The sequence below is a fragment of the Pseudomonas sp. SMN5 genome (assembly GCF_052041925.1).
In the GTDB taxonomy this organism is placed as follows: domain Bacteria; phylum Pseudomonadota; class Gammaproteobacteria; order Pseudomonadales; family Pseudomonadaceae; genus Aquipseudomonas.
In genome coordinates this window covers 155,774-172,451 of record NZ_JBKGGX010000003.1, presented here as the reverse complement: position 1 = coordinate 172,451, position 16,678 = coordinate 155,774, and the positions used below count along the sequence as shown (strand labels likewise).

Below are 16,678 nucleotides of genomic sequence, written 5' to 3'. Positions count from 1 at the left end.
GGAGCAAACTCCCTCGCCACAAAAGCGCTCACTCGGATCGGCGTATTGGCTCAGAGCTGCCCGTCCCGATCCCGCAGGCCCAGCAGGTACAGCACCCCATCCAGCCCCAGGGTGGAAATCGCCTGCCTGGCCGACTGCTTGACCAGCGGCTTGGCACGGAACGCCACGCCCAGGCCGGCGATGGCCAGCATCGGCAAGTCGTTGGCGCCATCGCCCACGGCGATGGTCTGCTCCAGTCGCAGGCCTTCCTTTTCAGCCAGCTCCCGCAATAGGTCAGCCTTGCGCTGGGCATCGACGATCGGCTCGACGGCCACGCCAGTGACCTTGCCGTCCACCACTTCCAGTTCGTTGGCGAACACGTAGTCGATGCCGAGTTTGGCTTGCAGTTGCTTGGCGAAGTAGGTGAAGCCACCGGACAGGATCGCTGTCTTGTAGCCCAGGCGCTTGAGTTCGGCGAACAGCGTTTCGGCGCCTTCGGTCAGGCGCAGGGAGGCACCGATGGAATCCAGCACACTGACGTCCAGGCCTTGCAGCAGCGCCAGGCGCTCCTTGAAGCTGGCGCGGAAATCCAGCTCGCCGGCCATCGCCCGTTCGGTAATGGCCGAGACCTTGTCACCCACCCCGGCCGCTTTCGCCAGTTCATCGATGACTTCGGCTTCGATCAGCGTCGAATCCATGTCGAAGACCGCCAGGCGGCGGTTACGCCGGAACAGCGAGTCCTCCTGGAAGGCGATATCGACGTTCAGTTCCTGGGCCACGCTGAGGAATTCGGCGCGCAATGCCTGGGGATCGGCCGGTTCGCCGCGCACGGAAAACTCGATGCAGCCCTTGCCCTTGTCGGCCGGGGTATCCAGGGGCATGCGCCCGGAGAGACGGTCGATATGGTCGATGTTCAGCCCGTATTGAGCGGTGATCGAGCTGACGCGCTGCAACTGCTCGGCGGTTACCTTGCGGGTCAGGAGGGTCACGATGTGGCGCTGCTTGCCCTGCCCGTCCACCCAATGCTGATAATCGGCCTCGGAAACCGGGGTGAAACGCACCTGCTGGTCAAGTTTGTAGGCGGTGAACAGGATGTCCTTGAGCACCGATTTGCTCTGCTCGGCGTCCGGGATCTCAACCAGGATGCCGAACGACAGCGTGTCATGGATCACCGCCTGACCGATGTCGAGAATAGTCACACCACCTTGGGCCAGGACGCCGGTAATGGCCGCAGTCAGGCCAGGACGGTCGCTGCCAGTGATGTTTATCAGGACGATTTCGCGCAAGGCGCACCCCCGCAGGTGGAAAAAAAGCGCATTCTACCCACATTCAGTGACCATCGGGCACCGCCAGTGCTTTGCCGGTCATGGGGCTGTCGCTATACTGCGCGTCAATTTCACGGACAAAGAGCCGAGCTCAGTGAACCGGCCCACGCCAGTCAAAACCGATAATTTCTTCCTGCTGATCTTTCGTGCACTGCGCCACCGGCGCGTACCGATCGCATTGCGCATCGCCAGCCATAACGTGATCCTGGTCGCCCTGGCCCTGGTCATCTATGCCTGCGTGATGGGGCTGCAGTTCAAGCAGGCCATGCACGAGCAGGCCGATGCCCTGGGTGAAAGCCTGACCACCCAGACCGCCACGTCCGCCACCGAGCTGCTGGTGTCCAACGACATCCTCAGCCTCAACGTGCTGCTCAATAACCTGACCAAGAACAAGCTGGTGGCCCACGCCGCCATCTACAGCGTCGACAACCGCATCCTCGCCGAGGCCGGCCAGCGTCCCAAGCCGGGCTTGCTGGGCGAGTCCGGGGGCATGTACCAGAGCAAGATCACCTTCCAGGACGTGACCGCCGGGCAACTGCGCATCAGCCTGGACATGGACCAGTTCCAGCAACCGATGACCATCAGCCTGCAAAGCATGGGCATCCTCAGCGCGATTCTTCTGGCACTCGCTCTGGCCTTGAGCCTGCGCCTGGGCCGGCACATCTCCACGCCATTGCTGCAACTGCGCGTGTGGCTGCGGGACATTGACGAACACACCCCGGCCACCCAGCGCCAGGACGAAATCGGCGACCTGGCCCGGCAACTGCACGCCAGTTTCGCGCCGGAACCTGCGCCTGTGCCGGAACCGGAAGAACTCGACTTCGTTGACGAGGACGACGCCGAGCCAGGCTTTGAGGTGCGCAACCTGCGTGATCCGGGCTTCGATGAAAGCCCGCCGATGCCAGCTGCCAGGCCCGCCCCGCGGCACGTGGTGCGGACCGCCGAGGATGATGAAGACGACGACGCCTTCGCCGACCTGCGTGACGAGTCGGTGGCCGGCGAGCCGAAACCGCTTGCCCGCCCCTCGGTCTCGAACCAACCCCAGCACAGCGCCGTGCTGGCGGTGCAACTGGGTGCTCAGGATCAATTGCGCCGCCTGCCCCAGGCGCGCCTGAAGGAGCTGCTGGAGCGCTATCGCGACTGCCTTGACCAGGCCGCATCGCTTTATCAGGGCGAACTGCACACCCTCAATGATGGCAGCACGCTGATGCTGTTCCACACCGAGGACAGCGGCGATGACTACCTGACCAACGCCATCTGCTGCGGTGAGCTGCTGCGCGCCCTGGGGCACCAGTTGCAGATCGAAGTCGCCGACAGCGGCATCACCCTGCAACTGCAATTGGGCCTGACCTTGGGCGACGGGTTGTTCGGCCTGAGCCAGATCGACCTGCTGCTGACCGAAACCGCCCAGGACGCTCTGGCCCTGTCGCAACACAGCCGCAACCTGCTGCTGGTGGAGCGCAAGATCAACGACGACGCACTGATCCGCCAGCGCGCCCGCATCCGCCCTATCGCCAGCCCCGAAGGCGCCTGCTGCGTGGAGCGCTTGATGGAGCCGTATCCATCGATGCTGGAGCGGCAGTTGGCGCGGATGCATGAGCGCCAGGCCTGAAGTTCAGTAGCTGATACGACGAAGCCCGCAGATGAGTGATTGTCTGCGGGCTTTTTGTTGTCTGTGCCACCGTCAATCGCGAGCAGGCTCGCTCCCACAGGGGGCGATGGCTCGCTGAAACCTTGTGGGAGCGAGCCTGCTCGCGATAAGGCCAGCGCAAACACCGCAAAATCCACTCGCTAGAAACAACAAAGCCCGCATCAACGCGAGCTTTGCTTTTCATCCTGTCCAACCATCAGAACCTGAACACTTCCATATCCGTACGAATCGGCAAGGCCATCGGGATTTTCGGCGACTTTTCCTGTTCGGCAGGCTTGGCCTGGGCCGGCGCGGATTTGCGGGTCGGGGCTTCGACGATCGGCGGCTGGTTGGCCAGAGGCTTGAGCGCCGTGGAGAGCTGCTCGGCCAGGCGCTGCACCAACATACCCTGGGCCTGGACCTGCGCGGCGGTGGTGCCGGCATGTTGCTCTTGCAAATGCACGATGCGGTTCTCCCGCACCTTGCCGCGACGGTCGATCAAGCGCCATTGGGCGTCGAGCACCGCCGGCTGGGATTTGCCCGAATCCAGGCGGGTAATCGACAGCAGTACCTGGACGTCCGGCGTGAAGCCCTGGGTAGCTGGCGCCAGGACGACACGCTGGCTGTCCAGATGTCCGGCGACCTGACGCAACAGCAGCTGATCGATGTCCGAGGATAGGCTACCGGCCCAACGGCCATCCGTAGCAGCCTGCAAACTGCCGTCCGGTTGGCGTTGCAACAAGGTTTCGCGTTGCAGGTAATCGGCAATCAACACCGGCCCCAGCAAGACCGCCATGCCTGTGCTTTGCGCAGGCTGGGCCGGGTTGCCGCTGTCGAGTTGGTACAGCGACACCGGCTGGTTGACGGCGCAACCCGCCAGGCCAAGCAGGCCGGCGAGCCACAAAATAGGAAGGCGCAGAGCAGTCATCATCCCGTCCAAGTGGCGGCCACAAGGCATACCACAGTGAAAAAATACTTGGTCATAAAAAAGAACGCTCGGCCACGCCAGCGCTTTAAAGGGCCTATCATCCGTGAATATGCGTCCCGACTCCAGCGCGAAAGCGTCGGTCTGCACCATTTAATTACAGACCGAACCCTCTAGGACGCTTAATTCAGGTTTTCGACGAGCAGCGCATCGACCCGCTGAAAACCCCTCGGAAGCTTGTTGCCCCGCCGACCGCGTTCACCTTTGTAATGCTCAAGATCGTCTGCTTTCAACGACAGCGTCCGCTTTCCAGCCTGTAGAACAAGCGTGGCGCCTTCCGGTAATACTGCAATATCCGTGACAAATTCCTCACGGCTCGCCACCCGTTCGCCGGAAATACCGATGATCTTGTTACCCTTGCCTTTGCCCAGTTGCGGCAGGTCGCTGATTTTGAACACCAGCAGCCTGCCCTCGGTCGTCACCGAAGCCAGCCAGTTGTTCTCGCGGTCGTGAACCGGGCGCGGCGCAATCACCTTGGCGTTGTTCGGCAGGCTCAACAATGCCTTGCCCGCCTTGTTCTTGGCTTGCAGATCCTCACCCTTGACCACGAAGCCGTAACCTGCGTCCGACGCAATAACGTACAGCCCGTCATCATCAGGCATCAGCACGCATTCAAAAGTTGCACCCGGCGGCGGCGTTAATCGACCGGTCAGCGGCTCACCCTGGCCGCGAGCCGACGGCAGAGTATGGGCCGCCACCGAATAGCTGCGCCCCGTTGAGTCAATGAACACCGCAAACTGGTTCGAGCGCCCCGGCGCCAATGCCTTGAAACTGTCCCCGGCCTTGTAGGAAAGCCCGGCCGCGTCAATATCGTGCCCCTTGGCGGAGCGCACCCAGCCTTTTTCCGACAGTACAACGGTCACTTTCTCATTCGGCAGCAGGTCGTGTTCACTCAAGGCCTTGGCTTCGGCGCGCTCGACGATCGGCGAGCGACGGTCGTCGCCGTAGGTTTCGGCATCCTTGAGCAACTCGGTGCGCACCAGCTTCTTGAGCTTGGCTTCACTGCCCAGCAGGGCGAGCAACTTGGCCTGCTCCTTGAGCAATTCATCCTGTTCCGCCCGCAACTTCATCTCTTCCAGCCGCGCCAACTGGCGCAAGCGGGTATCGAGGATGTAGTCGGCCTGGATCTCACTCAGGGCAAACCGCTCGATCAGCTTGGCCTTGGGGTGATCCTCGGTACGGATGATGTGGATCACCTCGTCCAGGTTCAGGTAGGCGATCAGCAAGCCGTCCAACAGGTGCAGGCGGCGCTCGACCTTGTCCAGGCGGAATTGCAGACGCCGGCGTACGGTCTTGACCCGGAACTCCAGCCATTCCACCAGCAGTGCCCGCAGGTTTTTCAGCTGTGGCTTGCCGTCCAGGCCAATGATGTTGATGTTGACCCGGTAGCTGGACTCCAGATCAGTGCTGGCGAACAGGTGCTGCATCAAGGCTTCATGGTCGACCCGGCTGTTGACCGGAATGATCACGATACGGCATGGGTTTTCATGGTCGGACTCGTCGCGCAAGTCCGCCACTTGCGGGGCTTTCGACGGTTTTGCCTGCATCATCGCGGCAATCTGTTCCAGAACCTTGGCGCCGGACACCTGGTGCGGCAGCGCCGTGACAATGATGTCGCCGTCCTCGACGTGGTACACCGCGCGCATGCGCACCGAACCGCGACCGTTCTCATAGATTTTCAGCAGCTCGGCGCGCGGTGTGATGATTTCCGCTTCGGTCGGATAATCCGGGCCCTGGATGTGCTCGCAGAGCTGCTCCACCGTGGCCTTTGGCTCATCCAGCAGGCGCACGCAGGCGGTCGCCACTTCCCGCAGGTTGTGGGGCGGCACGTCGGTGGCCATGCCCACGGCGATGCCAGTGGTGCCGTTGAGCAGGATATTCGGCAAACGCGCCGGCAACACCAGGGGTTCGTCGAGAGTACCGTCGAAGTTCGGCCCCCAGTCCGCGGTGCCCTGGCCCAGTTCGCTGAGCAACACTTCGGAGTAACGCGACAGCCGCGCCTCGGTGTAACGCATGGCCGCGAAGGACTTGGGATCGTCCGGCGCACCCCAGTTGCCCTGTCCGTCTACCAACGTGTAGCGATAGCTGAACGGTTGCGCCATTAGCACCATGGCTTCGTAGCAGGCCGAGTCGCCGTGGGGGTGGAACTTGCCGAGCACGTCACCGACGGTACGCGCCGACTTCTTGTGTTTGGAGTCGGCGTCCAGCCCCAGTTCGCTCATGGCGTACACGATCCGTCGCTGGACCGGCTTCAAGCCGTCGCCGATGTGCGGCAAGGCGCGGTCCATGATCACGTACATGGAGTAGTTGAGGTAGGCATTTTCGGTGAAGTCAGCCAGCGATCGGCGCTCTACGCCATCTAAGCTGTCTGCAAGAATGTCGCTCATGCGGGCCTCATCAGTTCGTTGTCTGGCGCAGCAGCATGGTGCCGCCGCGCTGGGTAAATTCAAGTTTGTTCAGAGCGCTCATGCCCAGCAGCACCTGCGTGCCACCCAGGCCTGGCGCCACCAGGGCCCGGACATCACGCAAGACAATGTCGCCCAGTTGCAGCCGGTCGATGCGGGTGCGATAGCCCTCGCTCAAGCCGTTGGCCGTGCTCAAGGTCACGCCGAAACCTTTTTCCAGCCCGAGGCGCTCGGCCAATTCCACCGGGATCGCCACGTCGGTGGCGCCGGTGTCGAGCATGAAATCCACCGGCTCGCCGTTGATCTGGCCGCTGGCAACAAAATGCCCCTGGGTATTGCCAACCAGCTTCACCTCTATAAATCCCTCACCCCGTTGCGAATACACCTGGGTGTTGGGGTTCTGCTGGCGCTGCTCCAACTGTGCAAAAAAACGCGTAGCCAAGAACAGCGCTGCACACCAGGCCAGGATCATCAGCACACGACCGGCGCGCTTGCCCGGTGGCTGCTGTCTCATGGCGAAGCGCTCCAGCCACCGTCCGGCGCGGCAAAACGCCAGACAATCGGTCGCTCTTCGCCATCGGCCCGTCGCCCGTCGTTGTTGTCCAGGCCGATCCAGGCGCCCTCGGCATCCACCACCAGCGCCTCGGCCAGGCCGAAGTTCTGCCTATAGCGGCGATTCTCCTGCAACGCCTCGGCAGCAAACGACCAGCAACGCTCCACCTTGGCACTTTGCGGGTCACGCCGGCAGACCTGGAAGGCGTTGCGCTCCAGGGTAAACAGCTTGCCGTCGAACAGCGAAATATCGGCGAAATCCCGGGAAACCGGTCTGGCCTTGGGGAACTGCGCCGGCTGCATCTCCAGCCCCGCTTCGCTCAACAGCACGCAATTGCCGTCGCAATCCCACACCGTTTGCTGACGCTTGATCAGCAGCAGGCCGCGACGTTCACGTTCGGCGGCCAGCCAGAGTTGGTCGCCAGCCGGGTTTACCGCCAAGCCTTCGAACAGCGCATTGAAATGCAGCAGCATGCCGCTAGCCCGGGCCTGGCGAATCAGTGCCGGGGCAACTTTCAGCCAGGACGCCTCGCCTGTCGGCGGCACTTGCAACACCGCTGCATAGGCCTCGCTGACCACATAGCGATTGCCGGCGCTGTCGCAACTGATGCCTTCGAAATCCAGTGACCCACCGCGCAGGAACGATGCCGCCCAGGTCCGTGAACGCAGGCCCCAAGGCAAGCCGTTGTCAGGCACCTGCGGCACGTCGATGACCAGCGCCTGGGCCTGCCAGACCTTTGCATCGGACGTGTCCAGACGATAGATACGATCATCATCGCGATCGGACACCGTCCACAACTCGCTGCCGCACCTCGCCAACCCGGACAGGTTGCCGCCGCGCATGCCCTCGACGGCGTGCTCGGACAGCAACTTCAGTTCCGGCGCCGGCCCCGCCACCGCAAACCCCGCCCACAACAACACAACCAGGGCGAACCCATTGCGCATCAGGCCAGCACCTCGGCCAGGTCGCCTTTGGATTCGAGCCAGGATTTGCGATCGCCCGCACGCTTCTTCGCCAGCAGCATGTCCATCATTTCCGAGGTCGCCTCGAAATCTTCCAGGGTCAACTGCACCAGGCGGCGAGTGTTCGGATCCATGGTGGTTTCACGCAGCTGCGGCGGGTTCATCTCGCCCAGACCTTTGAATCGGGTGACCTGCGGCTTGCCGCGCTTCTTCTCGGCCACCAGGCGGTCAAGGATGCCGTCGCGCTCGGCCTCGTCCAGGGCGTAGTAGATCTCCTTGCCCAGGTCGATGCGGTACAGCGGCGGCATCGCGACGTACACGTGACCGGCGTCCACCAGCGGACGGAAATGCTGGACGAACAAGGCGCACAGCAACGTTGCAATGTGCAGGCCATCGGAGTCGGCGTCGGCCAGGATGCAGATCTTGCCGTAACGCAGCTGGCTCATGTCCTCGGCGCCCGGATCGACACCGATGGCGACGGCGATGTTGTGAACTTCCTGGCTCGCCAGCACTTCGCTGCCGTCCACTTCCCAGGTGTTGAGGATCTTGCCCCGTAGCGGCAGGATCGCCTGGAACTCTTTGTCCCGCGCTTGCTTGGCCGAACCGCCGGCGGAGTCACCTTCCACCAGGAACAGCTCGGAGCGCATCGGATCCTGCCCGGCGCAATCGGCGAGCTTGCCTGGCAATGCCGGGCCCTGGGTGATGCGTTTACGTTCGACCTTCTTGCTGGCCTTGAGCCGGCGACCGGCGTTGCTGATCGCCAGCTCCGCCAGGGCCAGGCCGGTTTCCGGATTGGCGTTGAGCCACAGGCTGAAGGCGTCCTTGACCACCCCGGAAACAAACGCCGCCGCCTCGCGGGACGACAGTCGCTCCTTGGTCTGGCCGGAGAATTGCGGTTCCTGCATCTTCATCGACAATACAAAGGCGATGCGTTCCCAGACGTCTTCCGGCGCCAGCTTCACACCGCGGGGCAGCAGGTTGCGGAACTCACAGAACTCACGCATTGCATCGAGCAAGCCTTGGCGCAAGCCGTTGACATGAGTGCCGCCCTGGGCCGTGGGGATCAGGTTGACGTAGCTTTCCTGGACGCTTTCGCCGCCCTCGGGCAGCCACAACAGCGCCCAGTCCACGGCTTCCTTGTTACCGGCCAGGCTGCCGCAGAATGGTTCGTTGGGCAGGCGTTCGAAGCCGCTGACCGCGTCCACCAGATACGAGCGCAGGCCATCTTCGTAGTGCCATTCGACTTTCTCGCCGGTGGCCTTGTCTTCGAAGCTGACCAGCAGCCCCGGACACAACACGGCCTTGGCCTTGAGAACGTGCTTGAGGCGAGTGACAGAAAACTTCGGCGAATCGAAATATTTCGGATCCGGGGCGAAATACACGCTGGTCCCGGTATTGCGCTTGCCAACGGTACCCACCACTTCCAGCTCGGTGGCCTTGAAGCCATCGGCGAAGGTCATCTGGTACTCGTTGCCGTCGCGCTTGACCCGCACCCGGACCTGGGTCGACAAGGCGTTGACCACGGAAATACCCACCCCGTGCAGACCGCCGGAGAACTGGTAGTTCTTATTGGAAAACTTACCGCCCGCGTGGAGCTTGGTCAGGATCAGCTCGACGCCCGACACGCCCTCTTCGGGGTGGATGTCCACCGGCATGCCGCGCCCGTCATCGCTGACTTCCAGCGAATGGTCGGCGTGCAGGATGACCTGCACCGACTTGGCATGCCCGGCCAAGGCTTCGTCGACACTGTTGTCGATGACTTCCTGGGCGAGGTGGTTCGGCCGACTGGTGTCGGTATACATGCCGGGGCGCTTGCGCACCGGGTCGAGGCCCGAGAGGACTTCGATGGCGTCTGCGTTATAAGAGCTAGCGCTGGGAGTGGCCATGGGGTCTCGTCGTCAGTGTTCAAATGAAAAAAGGGCGATGGCTCACAGCGAGGTGAAATCGATCGCCTGATACAAATCGGCGCCTATGCCGGCAAAGCTCAACAGCGCTGGCAGTTGCTGGGCAAACCCCTGATAACTGTGGTCGCCGCCAGCCTGGATGCGCAAGGCACAGGCGCGGTAATACTGCTGGGCGTGGCGATAATCCAGCGTTTCGTCACCGGTTTGCAACCATACCTGAAACCGCTGCGGATCCTGGGGCGCCGGCACTTCCAATTCGGCCAGGGTTGTGACGTGGTCGAGGGTCAGGTCCCAGGTTTCGTCGGTGTACAGATTCTTCTGTGGGCCCAGGTAGCCATCGAACATACGATGGGGGCTGACGGCCGGGTTGATCAGCAACGCCTTGAGGCCGTGGCGCTCGGCCAGGTGAGTGGCATAGTAGCCGCCGAGCGAGCTGCCGACCAGCAGCGGGCAACCCAGTTGTGTAATCGCTTGTTCCAGCTGGGCCATGGCTTCGCGGGGGTGGTGGTGCAGGGCCGGCACTTGCAGTCGGTCGGCCAGGCCCAGGCGGGTCATCACGGCGATGAGCTGGCGGGCCTTGGTCGAGGCGGGGGCGCTGTTGAAGCCGTGGATGTAGAGGATCGAGGCGGACATGCCAACTTCCTGTGTCGGGGGCAAAGGCCGGAGTTTACAGGGAGATTGGGGTGGTTTGGGGGGATTTGGCCTTATCGCCGGACCTTCTCTATCAGCTGTACTCCGATCCAATTGTGGGAGCGAGCTTGCTCGCGATGGCTGTGTCATGGTCGATCTGGATTTCCGGGTACATATCCATTTCTGCGGTAACGGCCGCTTAGGGTTCCGCCCTTACGGCGGCTTACTTTTGAGAAGCGCAAAAGTAAGCAAAACGCTCTTGCCCCACCACTGGGCACCTCGCTTACGCTCGGTGTTCCCTCACTCCGGCATTGCTCCGTGGGCCCGCCGCGATGGGCCATCCATGGCCCTGCGCGGCTAACCCGGCATCCATGCCGGGTTGCCCACTACGCAACGCCTGCGTTCGGCCCTTGTGGTTGATGGGGCGTTCAAGATCAAAAGCCAAAGCAACGCAAAGCAAAGCAAAGCAAAGCAAAGCAAAGCGGTTTTAAAGCCGACCTGTTTCTCCCCGCCGTACCTGGATTCACCTGTGGGAGCGGGCTTGCCCGCGAAGGCGACCTGACAGCCGGCCTGTCTCTCCCGGCTACCCTGCGATCCCATTGTGGGAGCGAGCTTGCTCGCGATGGCGATAGGTCAGGCTACATCAATGTCGAATGGTTCGACGTCAGCGCGGGTCAACGATATCCAATGCCCGATTCGCCAATAACTCACTGAGTTCGATCATCTGCTGGACACCCAAGGCAATGCGTCGGCGTGATCCGTCCAGGTCAAAGGTCAGGTCATCTAGCATGGCGTTGGCTGAGGCCAGGGTTTCGCTGAGATTGGCCAACAGCGTTTCGCTGTCGAGACCCTCCACGACGGTGAACAACTGGCCCGGCATGGGTTTTTTCTTGGGTTGGCGTTTTGGGTCGAGGTAATGGTTCAGGACGCGTTCGGTGACTTCGTCGATTTTCTTCGAATCGGAGCCGGCTTCGGCTGAGGTAGAGGCGTTTTCTGGTGGATTGGGTGTGGCTTTGAACATGGTGCAGTTTCCTTTTTTCGTAGTGGAACCGCCATCTCCCGTTTCCAGGCGAGAGGGTGGCAGCTATGCGCGGGCTGGAAAACCAAGGTAAAAGGAAACCCGGTAGACTCGAAAGTCTCCCGCGCACAGCCGCCATAACGCAGGACTGAACGCTCAAAGCGCCGCAGTATCGCACGTGACTCGCTGATTTGCCTTTTACTCATCGGGTTTCCAGGCCCGGTCGCTGAATTGGCAGCGACAACCCGAGGCTAACGAGCGCCCTTCCCACCCGGCAACCGCCAGAACTCGTCGGAAAAATCTGCCTGAATCAAAAATGTGTCCGACCATTCCCACACATTTTGGTCGGCTTTCGGGCAGTCATCGCGAGCAAGCTCGCTCCCACAGAGGGGGGCGGTGGCTGTTTATCAGTTTTCCGAGCAGGGTAAAAACCTGTGGGAGCGGGCTTGCTCACGAAGACGGTGGTTCAGCTTGCATTAGTGTTGGATGTGCTGACGTCTTCGCGAGCAAGCCCGCTCCCACAGTTGTATCTGGGTAAGACCGGAGACATCGGTCGACTGTCAGGCCGCCTCGCGAGCAGGCTCGCTCCCACAGTTTGATTGGGTTACGACCGAGAGAGAGGTCGGCCGTTAGGCCGCCTTGCTTTTGCTTTGCTTTGGCTTTTGATCTGGGCGCCCCATCAACCACAAGGGCCGAACGCAGGCATTGCGTAGTGGGCAACCCGGCATGGATGCCGGGATAGCCGCGCAGGGCCATGGATGGCCCATCGCGGCGGGCCCACGGAGCAATGCCGGAGTGAGGGAACACCGAGCGTAAGCGAGGTGCCCAGTGGTGGGGCGAGGCGCTTTTGGTTACTTTTGGCGCCTTATCAAAAGTGACCCGCCGTCAGGGCGGAACCCTAAGCGGCCGTTACCGCAGCAATGGATATGTACCCGGAAATCCAGGTCGACTATGACGCCGCCATCGCGAACAAGCTTTGCTCCCACGGGTTGATCAATAGGCAAGTGGGTCAATACCCATCGGATTCGTAATCAACAGAAAACGCAAACCCAACCACCCGCTCAACCCCCGTCTCCAACCGCCCATCCGGCCAAAGCCGCAACCACCGATACCCCGGCGCCTGCTCCCCCACCGCAAAATCCTCACTCCCCGGCTCGAACTGAATGCACGTCGAAGGCGAAGCCAACAACCGCACCCCATTGCGCTCCTGATCCACCTCCTGATGCACATGCCCCCACAACACCGCCCGCACCTGGGGAAACCGATCCAGCACCGCAAACAGCGCTTCAGGATTTCGCAAGCCGATCGGCTCCATCCACGCACAACCAATCGACACCGGATGATGATGCAGGCACACCAGATGATGCCGCTGTGGCGCTTCGCTCAAGGCATTGGCCAGCAGAATGAGCTGTTCCTCAGCCAGAAACCCCGGCACCGAACCCGGCACCGCAGAGTCCAGCAGCGTGATCCGCCAATTGCCGATATCCACCACCGGATCGAGCAGCGTGCTCTTCACCGCCGCCTCCAGCATGACCTGCGGCTCGTCATGATTACCGGGAATCCAGCGCGCCGGCGCGTCGATCCGCCCGCTCATCTGCCGGAACGCTTCGTAGGATTGCAGCGTGCCGTCCTGGGACAAGTCGCCCGTGGCGAGCAACAGATCAATGTCCGGCTGCTGCTTGAGCACCAGGTCGATCACCGCCCGCAGGCTGTCGCGGGTGTTCATGCCCAGCAACGAGGCATCGGCCTCGGCGTACAGGTGGCTGTCGGAGAGTTGGACCAGCAACGCCGCATCGGCGCTGGTCAAGGTGGATACGCTCGGCAAATCGCTCACTCCCAGGCGCTCACGCCGTTGGATGAAGCCGCAATTATGCTGGGGATAGTCGAAAGGGGAAACCCGCGAACCGGAACCGGTTCACAGACACAACAGGACACCCGCTAGCGAACGACTTCGAACTCGTGGCCCAGCGCCAGGCAATGACTCAACCATTCACCCAGAAACAGATTCAACTGGGCCTTTTCATCCGGCTGGTGCATCGAGGCATTGGGATAAGGATAGATGCCGCGAAAGCGTCGTGCATGTTCGGCGCTGACCACTTCGGCCATGCGCGCGTCGTGATAGACCTGGACCTCCAGTTGCGGCACCGGCAGCCACGGCAGGCTGTGTTCCTGGCGCACTTGCAAGGTGGTGGTGTAGGGACAGGTTTGCAGCACTTCGAGCGCCAGCACGCCGAGCATCTGATCGCCGTGGGTCACGGCAATGCGTCGCGGTGCCGGCTCGCTGCGCATGTCCGGCAACAAGCGCATCAGGCGGGCGTAGTTGGCCTCACAGGCGGCCTGCAAACCCACCAGATCGACGCGATAACGATCGCGTAGCTTGTTTAAGACCATAGCCCCCTCACTTCTTCGCGGTTCAAGGCCAGCCATTGCAAGGCAATGATGCTGGCCGCGTTGCAGATACGCCCGTCGCGCACCGCTTGCAGGGCGTCTTCGTAAGCCCAGACCTTCACGCGAATATCTTCGGCTTCTTCCACCAACCCATGCAGGCCGCCCGCGTCAGTGCTGTCGCAACGCCCCAGGTACAAATGCACGAATTCGTTGCTGCCCCCCGGCGATGGAAAATATTTGGTCATCGGCCACAATGCAGCGAATGCCAGCCCAGCTTCCTCCTGCGCCTCGCGATGAGCAACTTCTTCCGGTTGCTCGTCCTTGTCGATCAGGCCGGCCACCAGTTCCACCAGCCAAGGGTTGGTCGTCTTGCCGATTGCGCCGACGCGAAACTGTTCGATCAGTACCACTTCGTCGCGCTGCGGGTCGTAAGGCAACACACACACCGCGTCATGGCGCACGAACAGTTCACGGTTGATCTCGCGGCTCATGCCTCCGGCAAACAACTCGTGGCGCAGCACGAGGCGGTCGAGCTTGTAGAAACCCTTGAAGCAGGTTTCACGCTTGACGATGTCCACGGTGGTCGGCGCGGCGCTGGCGAAATCGGTCATGACTATCCTCGTGTGCAATGGCTCGGGACGAGGTTCCTACCTCGGCTTCGCGCCATCCTAACGCGCCCGTTGTGTTTGATGCAGCCCCTTTCCACTCATCGGGATAGACGGCAGAAGATGAAAGAACTCTAATTAGCTTAGTGGCGAACTGATTGCCCTGCCGACAGTCGAAGCGGGTAACTTTTTGCCTTTCCCTGTTCCATGAAGGACGCCCATGTCGCTTTTCAAAACCGCCTCAGTGGCCGCCATTGCCTTGACCCTGGGGGCTTGCCAGAGTCTGTTCCAACCCAACTACCGCGCACCGCTGGAAACCACCCGCGACGCCTCGGAGCAATTGCAGCCCGGTTGTGCCAGCGCCGATTGCCCGCTGGTGAATATCGACACCCTGCACTTTCCCGCCGAGCCGGCCCTGGACAGCATCATCGAAAAACGCCTGCTGCAAATGACCCGCACCAGCCCGGACGCCCCGGCGGCACCGACCCTGGCGGCCTACCGCGAGCAATTTTTGCGCAGCGCCGGGCCGCGTAACAGCAGCTACTTGCAAGCCAAGGTACGCGAGCAGCATGACGGCCTGGTGATCATCGAGCTGTCCAGCTACCTGGACACCGGCGGCGCCCACGGCACGCCTGGCCGTGGCTTCATCAACTATTCGCGCCAGCAGCACAAGGTGCTGACGCTGTCGGACATGCTGCTGCCCGGCCAGGAAGAAGCGTTCTGGAAAGCCGCGCAAGTGGCCCATAACAGCTGGTTGATCAGCACCAAACTGGATCAGGAACCCGACTTCCTGAAACAGTGGCACTTCCAGAAAACCCCGCACATCGCGCTGACCTACGGCGGGGTGATCCTCAAGTACGAAACCAGCACCATCGCCCCCTACGCACTGGGCCACATCGAACTGAAGATCGCCTACCCGCGCCTCAACGGTATCCTCAAGCCCGAGCTGTTCCCCGGCCGTAGCTGAACGCCCGGCCCAGCAGCAGTTGCAGCAGCCCTGCCAGCATGAGTGACGGCAGGGTCGCGCCGATGTCTGGATAGACATTGGCGAGCACGTGATAAGTGCTCACCCCACCCAGCCAGGCCAACAGTGCCGGCCAGCGCAACGCGGCCGACGCCACCTGGCTGCTGCGTTTGCGTAAGATAAAGTGGTCCACCAACACCACGCCGAACAGCGGCGCGAACACCGAGCCGATCAACAACAGGAAATTCTGGTACTGGGCCAACGGCGCGAAGCAGGCGATCAAGGTGCAGATCAGGCCAATCGCCAACGCCAAGTGTTCGACCTTCAACCCCGAGAGCATGCCGCTGGACACCGCCGCCGAGTGAATGTCGGCGAAGGCGTTTTCCGACTCATCCAGCAGAATCAGCAGCAACGGGATGCCCAGCCCGGCGCCGGCCAGGGCCAGCAGCAACGCATTGACTTCCCCGCTCGGCGCGAACGCCAGGGTGTAGGCGACGCCCAGGCTCATCAGCCAGACGTTACCGATGAAGAAGCCCAGCGCGGTACCGCCGAACACGTTTTTGGCGCGCTGGCCGAAGCGCGAGTAGTCGGCGATCAGCGGCAGCCAGGACAGCGGCATGGCAATGGCGATATCGAACCCCACCGCCAGCGGCATCGAGCCGTCACCCGCCTGGGCCCACAGCGCCGCCAGATCGGCCTTGGCGAACAGGTTCCAGGTCAGCCAGATGCACGCCGCCAGCAGCAGCCAGATGCCCCATTTGCGCAGTACCTTGCGCACGAAGGTCAGCGGCCCGCTCACCGCCAGCAGAGTCGCCAGCGCGCCGAAGAACAACGTCCACAGTAGCGGGTTCGAGCCCAGACTGCCTTCACTGAAGGCCCGGGCGCCGAGCAGGCTGGCAGCGTCGCGCATGACGATAATTTCGAACGAGCCCCAGCCGATCAGCTGCAACAGGTTCAATATCGCCGGTACGCTCGCGCCCTGGCTGCCGAGGCTGAGCTTGAGGGCGGCCATCGCCGACAGGCCGGTGTCGCTGCCGATCACGCCGACGGCCGCCAGCAGCAGGACGCCTACCAGCGTGCCGAGGACAATCGCCAGCAACGAACCACTCAGGCCCAGGCCCGGCGCCAACAGGGCCCCGACCTGCAAGACCATCAGGCCGATGCCTAAGGAGAACCACAGGGAGAACAGATCACGGGCGCCGAATACGCGCTTGTCCAAGGGGACGGCGATGCCGGGGGCGTAGGTGCTGGGTTGGATGTTCACAGAGAGATCTCAAAGGAGATTATGGTTTTGGGTCGATGATCGTCCTCGTGGCGAGGGAGCTTGCTC

Annotated in this window: 14 protein-coding genes; 2 read left to right on the top strand and 12 right to left on the bottom strand. The window is 62.1% G+C overall.

What is annotated here, in order from left to right; translation table 11 throughout:
* Positions 1-50: 50 nt before the first annotated feature.
* Positions 51-1,265, bottom strand: coding sequence for a phosphoserine phosphatase SerB (gene serB / locus ACLEJR_RS04130; protein WP_440796480.1), 1,215 nt, complete (start codon positions 1,263-1,265; stop codon positions 51-53).
* Positions 1,266-1,398: 133 nt separating this feature from the next.
* On the opposite strand from serB, the gene ACLEJR_RS04125 reads away from it, so the two are divergent.
* Positions 1,399-2,916 carry an AhpA/YtjB family protein gene (locus tag ACLEJR_RS04125; protein WP_440796479.1) on the top strand — a complete coding sequence of 506 codons (1,518 nt, stop codon included), beginning with the start codon at positions 1,399-1,401 and terminating at the stop codon, positions 2,914-2,916.
* 235 nt (positions 2,917-3,151) lie between these two features.
* Here the strand turns inward: ACLEJR_RS04125 and ACLEJR_RS04120 are convergent, their stop codons facing one another.
* The 10 genes from ACLEJR_RS04120 to ACLEJR_RS04075 form a co-directional block, all read right to left on the bottom strand.
* Complete coding sequence (locus ACLEJR_RS04120; RefSeq protein ID WP_440812310.1) at positions 3,152-3,862, bottom strand: PqiC family protein; 711 nt, start codon at positions 3,860-3,862, stop codon at positions 3,152-3,154.
* A gap of 179 nt (positions 3,863-4,041) precedes the next feature.
* Positions 4,042-6,306: a DNA topoisomerase IV subunit A gene (gene parC / locus ACLEJR_RS04115; protein ID WP_440812308.1), complete on the bottom strand. Its 2,265-nt coding sequence runs from the start codon at positions 6,304-6,306 to the stop codon at positions 4,042-4,044.
* Positions 6,307-6,316: 10 nt separating this feature from the next.
* Positions 6,317-6,838, bottom strand: coding sequence for a retropepsin-like aspartic protease family protein (locus tag ACLEJR_RS04110; protein WP_440812305.1), 522 nt, complete (start codon positions 6,836-6,838; stop codon positions 6,317-6,319).
* Entirely contained in the window at positions 6,835-7,821 is a 987-nt protein-coding gene (locus tag ACLEJR_RS04105) for an esterase-like activity of phytase family protein (protein WP_440812302.1), read from the bottom strand. The genes ACLEJR_RS04110 and ACLEJR_RS04105 overlap by 4 nt, the downstream gene beginning before the upstream one ends.
* A complete protein-coding gene (parE, locus tag ACLEJR_RS04100) occupies positions 7,821-9,725 on the bottom strand; it encodes a DNA topoisomerase IV subunit B (RefSeq protein ID WP_440796474.1) in 1,905 nt (634 codons plus the stop codon). The genes ACLEJR_RS04105 and parE overlap by 1 nt, the downstream gene beginning before the upstream one ends.
* Positions 9,726-9,767: 42 nt before the next feature.
* A complete protein-coding gene (locus tag ACLEJR_RS04095; RefSeq protein ID WP_440796473.1) occupies positions 9,768-10,376 on the bottom strand; it encodes a YqiA/YcfP family alpha/beta fold hydrolase in 609 nt (202 codons plus the stop codon).
* Between the two features lie 661 nt (positions 10,377-11,037).
* Positions 11,038-11,394, bottom strand: a complete 357-nt coding sequence (locus tag ACLEJR_RS04090) for a DUF6124 family protein (protein WP_440812299.1) — start codon at positions 11,392-11,394, stop codon at positions 11,038-11,040.
* A 1,006-nt stretch (positions 11,395-12,400) separates the two neighbouring features.
* Positions 12,401-13,216 (bottom strand): 3',5'-cyclic-AMP phosphodiesterase, encoded by an 816-nt coding sequence (gene cpdA, locus ACLEJR_RS04085; protein WP_440812512.1) that lies wholly within the window; start codon positions 13,214-13,216, stop codon positions 12,401-12,403.
* 113 nt (positions 13,217-13,329) lie between these two features.
* Complete coding sequence (locus ACLEJR_RS04080; protein WP_440797072.1) at positions 13,330-13,782, bottom strand: DUF1249 domain-containing protein; 453 nt, start codon at positions 13,780-13,782, stop codon at positions 13,330-13,332.
* Complete coding sequence (locus tag ACLEJR_RS04075; RefSeq protein ID WP_440797070.1) at positions 13,773-14,390, bottom strand: NUDIX domain-containing protein; 618 nt, start codon at positions 14,388-14,390, stop codon at positions 13,773-13,775. The genes ACLEJR_RS04080 and ACLEJR_RS04075 overlap by 10 nt, the downstream gene beginning before the upstream one ends.
* A 214-nt stretch (positions 14,391-14,604) precedes the next feature.
* On the opposite strand from ACLEJR_RS04075, the gene ACLEJR_RS04070 reads away from it, so the two are divergent.
* Entirely contained in the window at positions 14,605-15,351 is a 747-nt protein-coding gene (locus tag ACLEJR_RS04070) for a DUF3298 domain-containing protein (protein ID WP_440797069.1), read from the top strand.
* Here the strand turns inward: ACLEJR_RS04070 and cytX are convergent.
* Positions 15,320-16,612, bottom strand: a complete 1,293-nt coding sequence (gene cytX / locus ACLEJR_RS04065) for a putative hydroxymethylpyrimidine transporter CytX (RefSeq protein WP_440812296.1) — start codon at positions 16,610-16,612, stop codon at positions 15,320-15,322. The genes ACLEJR_RS04070 and cytX overlap by 32 nt on opposite strands.
* Between the last annotated feature and the right edge of the window lie 66 nt (positions 16,613-16,678).

What these genes read in the sequence shown, in the direction of transcription:
- parE (WP_440796474.1), bottom strand. Translation starts at nt 9,725, where the DNA reads ATGGCCACTCCCAGCGCTAGCTCTTATAACGCAGACGCCATCGAAGTC.
- parC (WP_440812308.1), bottom strand. Translation starts at nt 6,306, where the DNA reads ATGAGCGACATTCTTGCAGACAGCTTAGATGGCGTAGAGCGCCGATCG.
- ACLEJR_RS04080 (WP_440797072.1), bottom strand. Translation starts at nt 13,782, where the DNA reads ATGGTCTTAAACAAGCTACGCGATCGTTATCGCGTCGATCTGGTGGGT.
- ACLEJR_RS04120 (WP_440812310.1), bottom strand. Translation starts at nt 3,862, where the DNA reads ATGACTGCTCTGCGCCTTCCTATTTTGTGGCTCGCCGGCCTGCTTGGC.
- ACLEJR_RS04110 (WP_440812305.1), bottom strand. Translation starts at nt 6,838, where the DNA reads ATGAGACAGCAGCCACCGGGCAAGCGCGCCGGTCGTGTGCTGATGATC.
- ACLEJR_RS04070 (WP_440797069.1), top strand. Translation starts at nt 14,605, where the DNA reads ATGTCGCTTTTCAAAACCGCCTCAGTGGCCGCCATTGCCTTGACCCTG.
- ACLEJR_RS04095 (WP_440796473.1), bottom strand. Translation starts at nt 10,376, where the DNA reads ATGTCCGCCTCGATCCTCTACATCCACGGCTTCAACAGCGCCCCCGCC.
- ACLEJR_RS04105 (WP_440812302.1), bottom strand. Translation starts at nt 7,821, where the DNA reads ATGCGCAATGGGTTCGCCCTGGTTGTGTTGTTGTGGGCGGGGTTTGCG.
- ACLEJR_RS04090 (WP_440812299.1), bottom strand. Translation starts at nt 11,394, where the DNA reads ATGTTCAAAGCCACACCCAATCCACCAGAAAACGCCTCTACCTCAGCC.
- ACLEJR_RS04075 (WP_440797070.1), bottom strand. Translation starts at nt 14,390, where the DNA reads ATGACCGATTTCGCCAGCGCCGCGCCGACCACCGTGGACATCGTCAAG.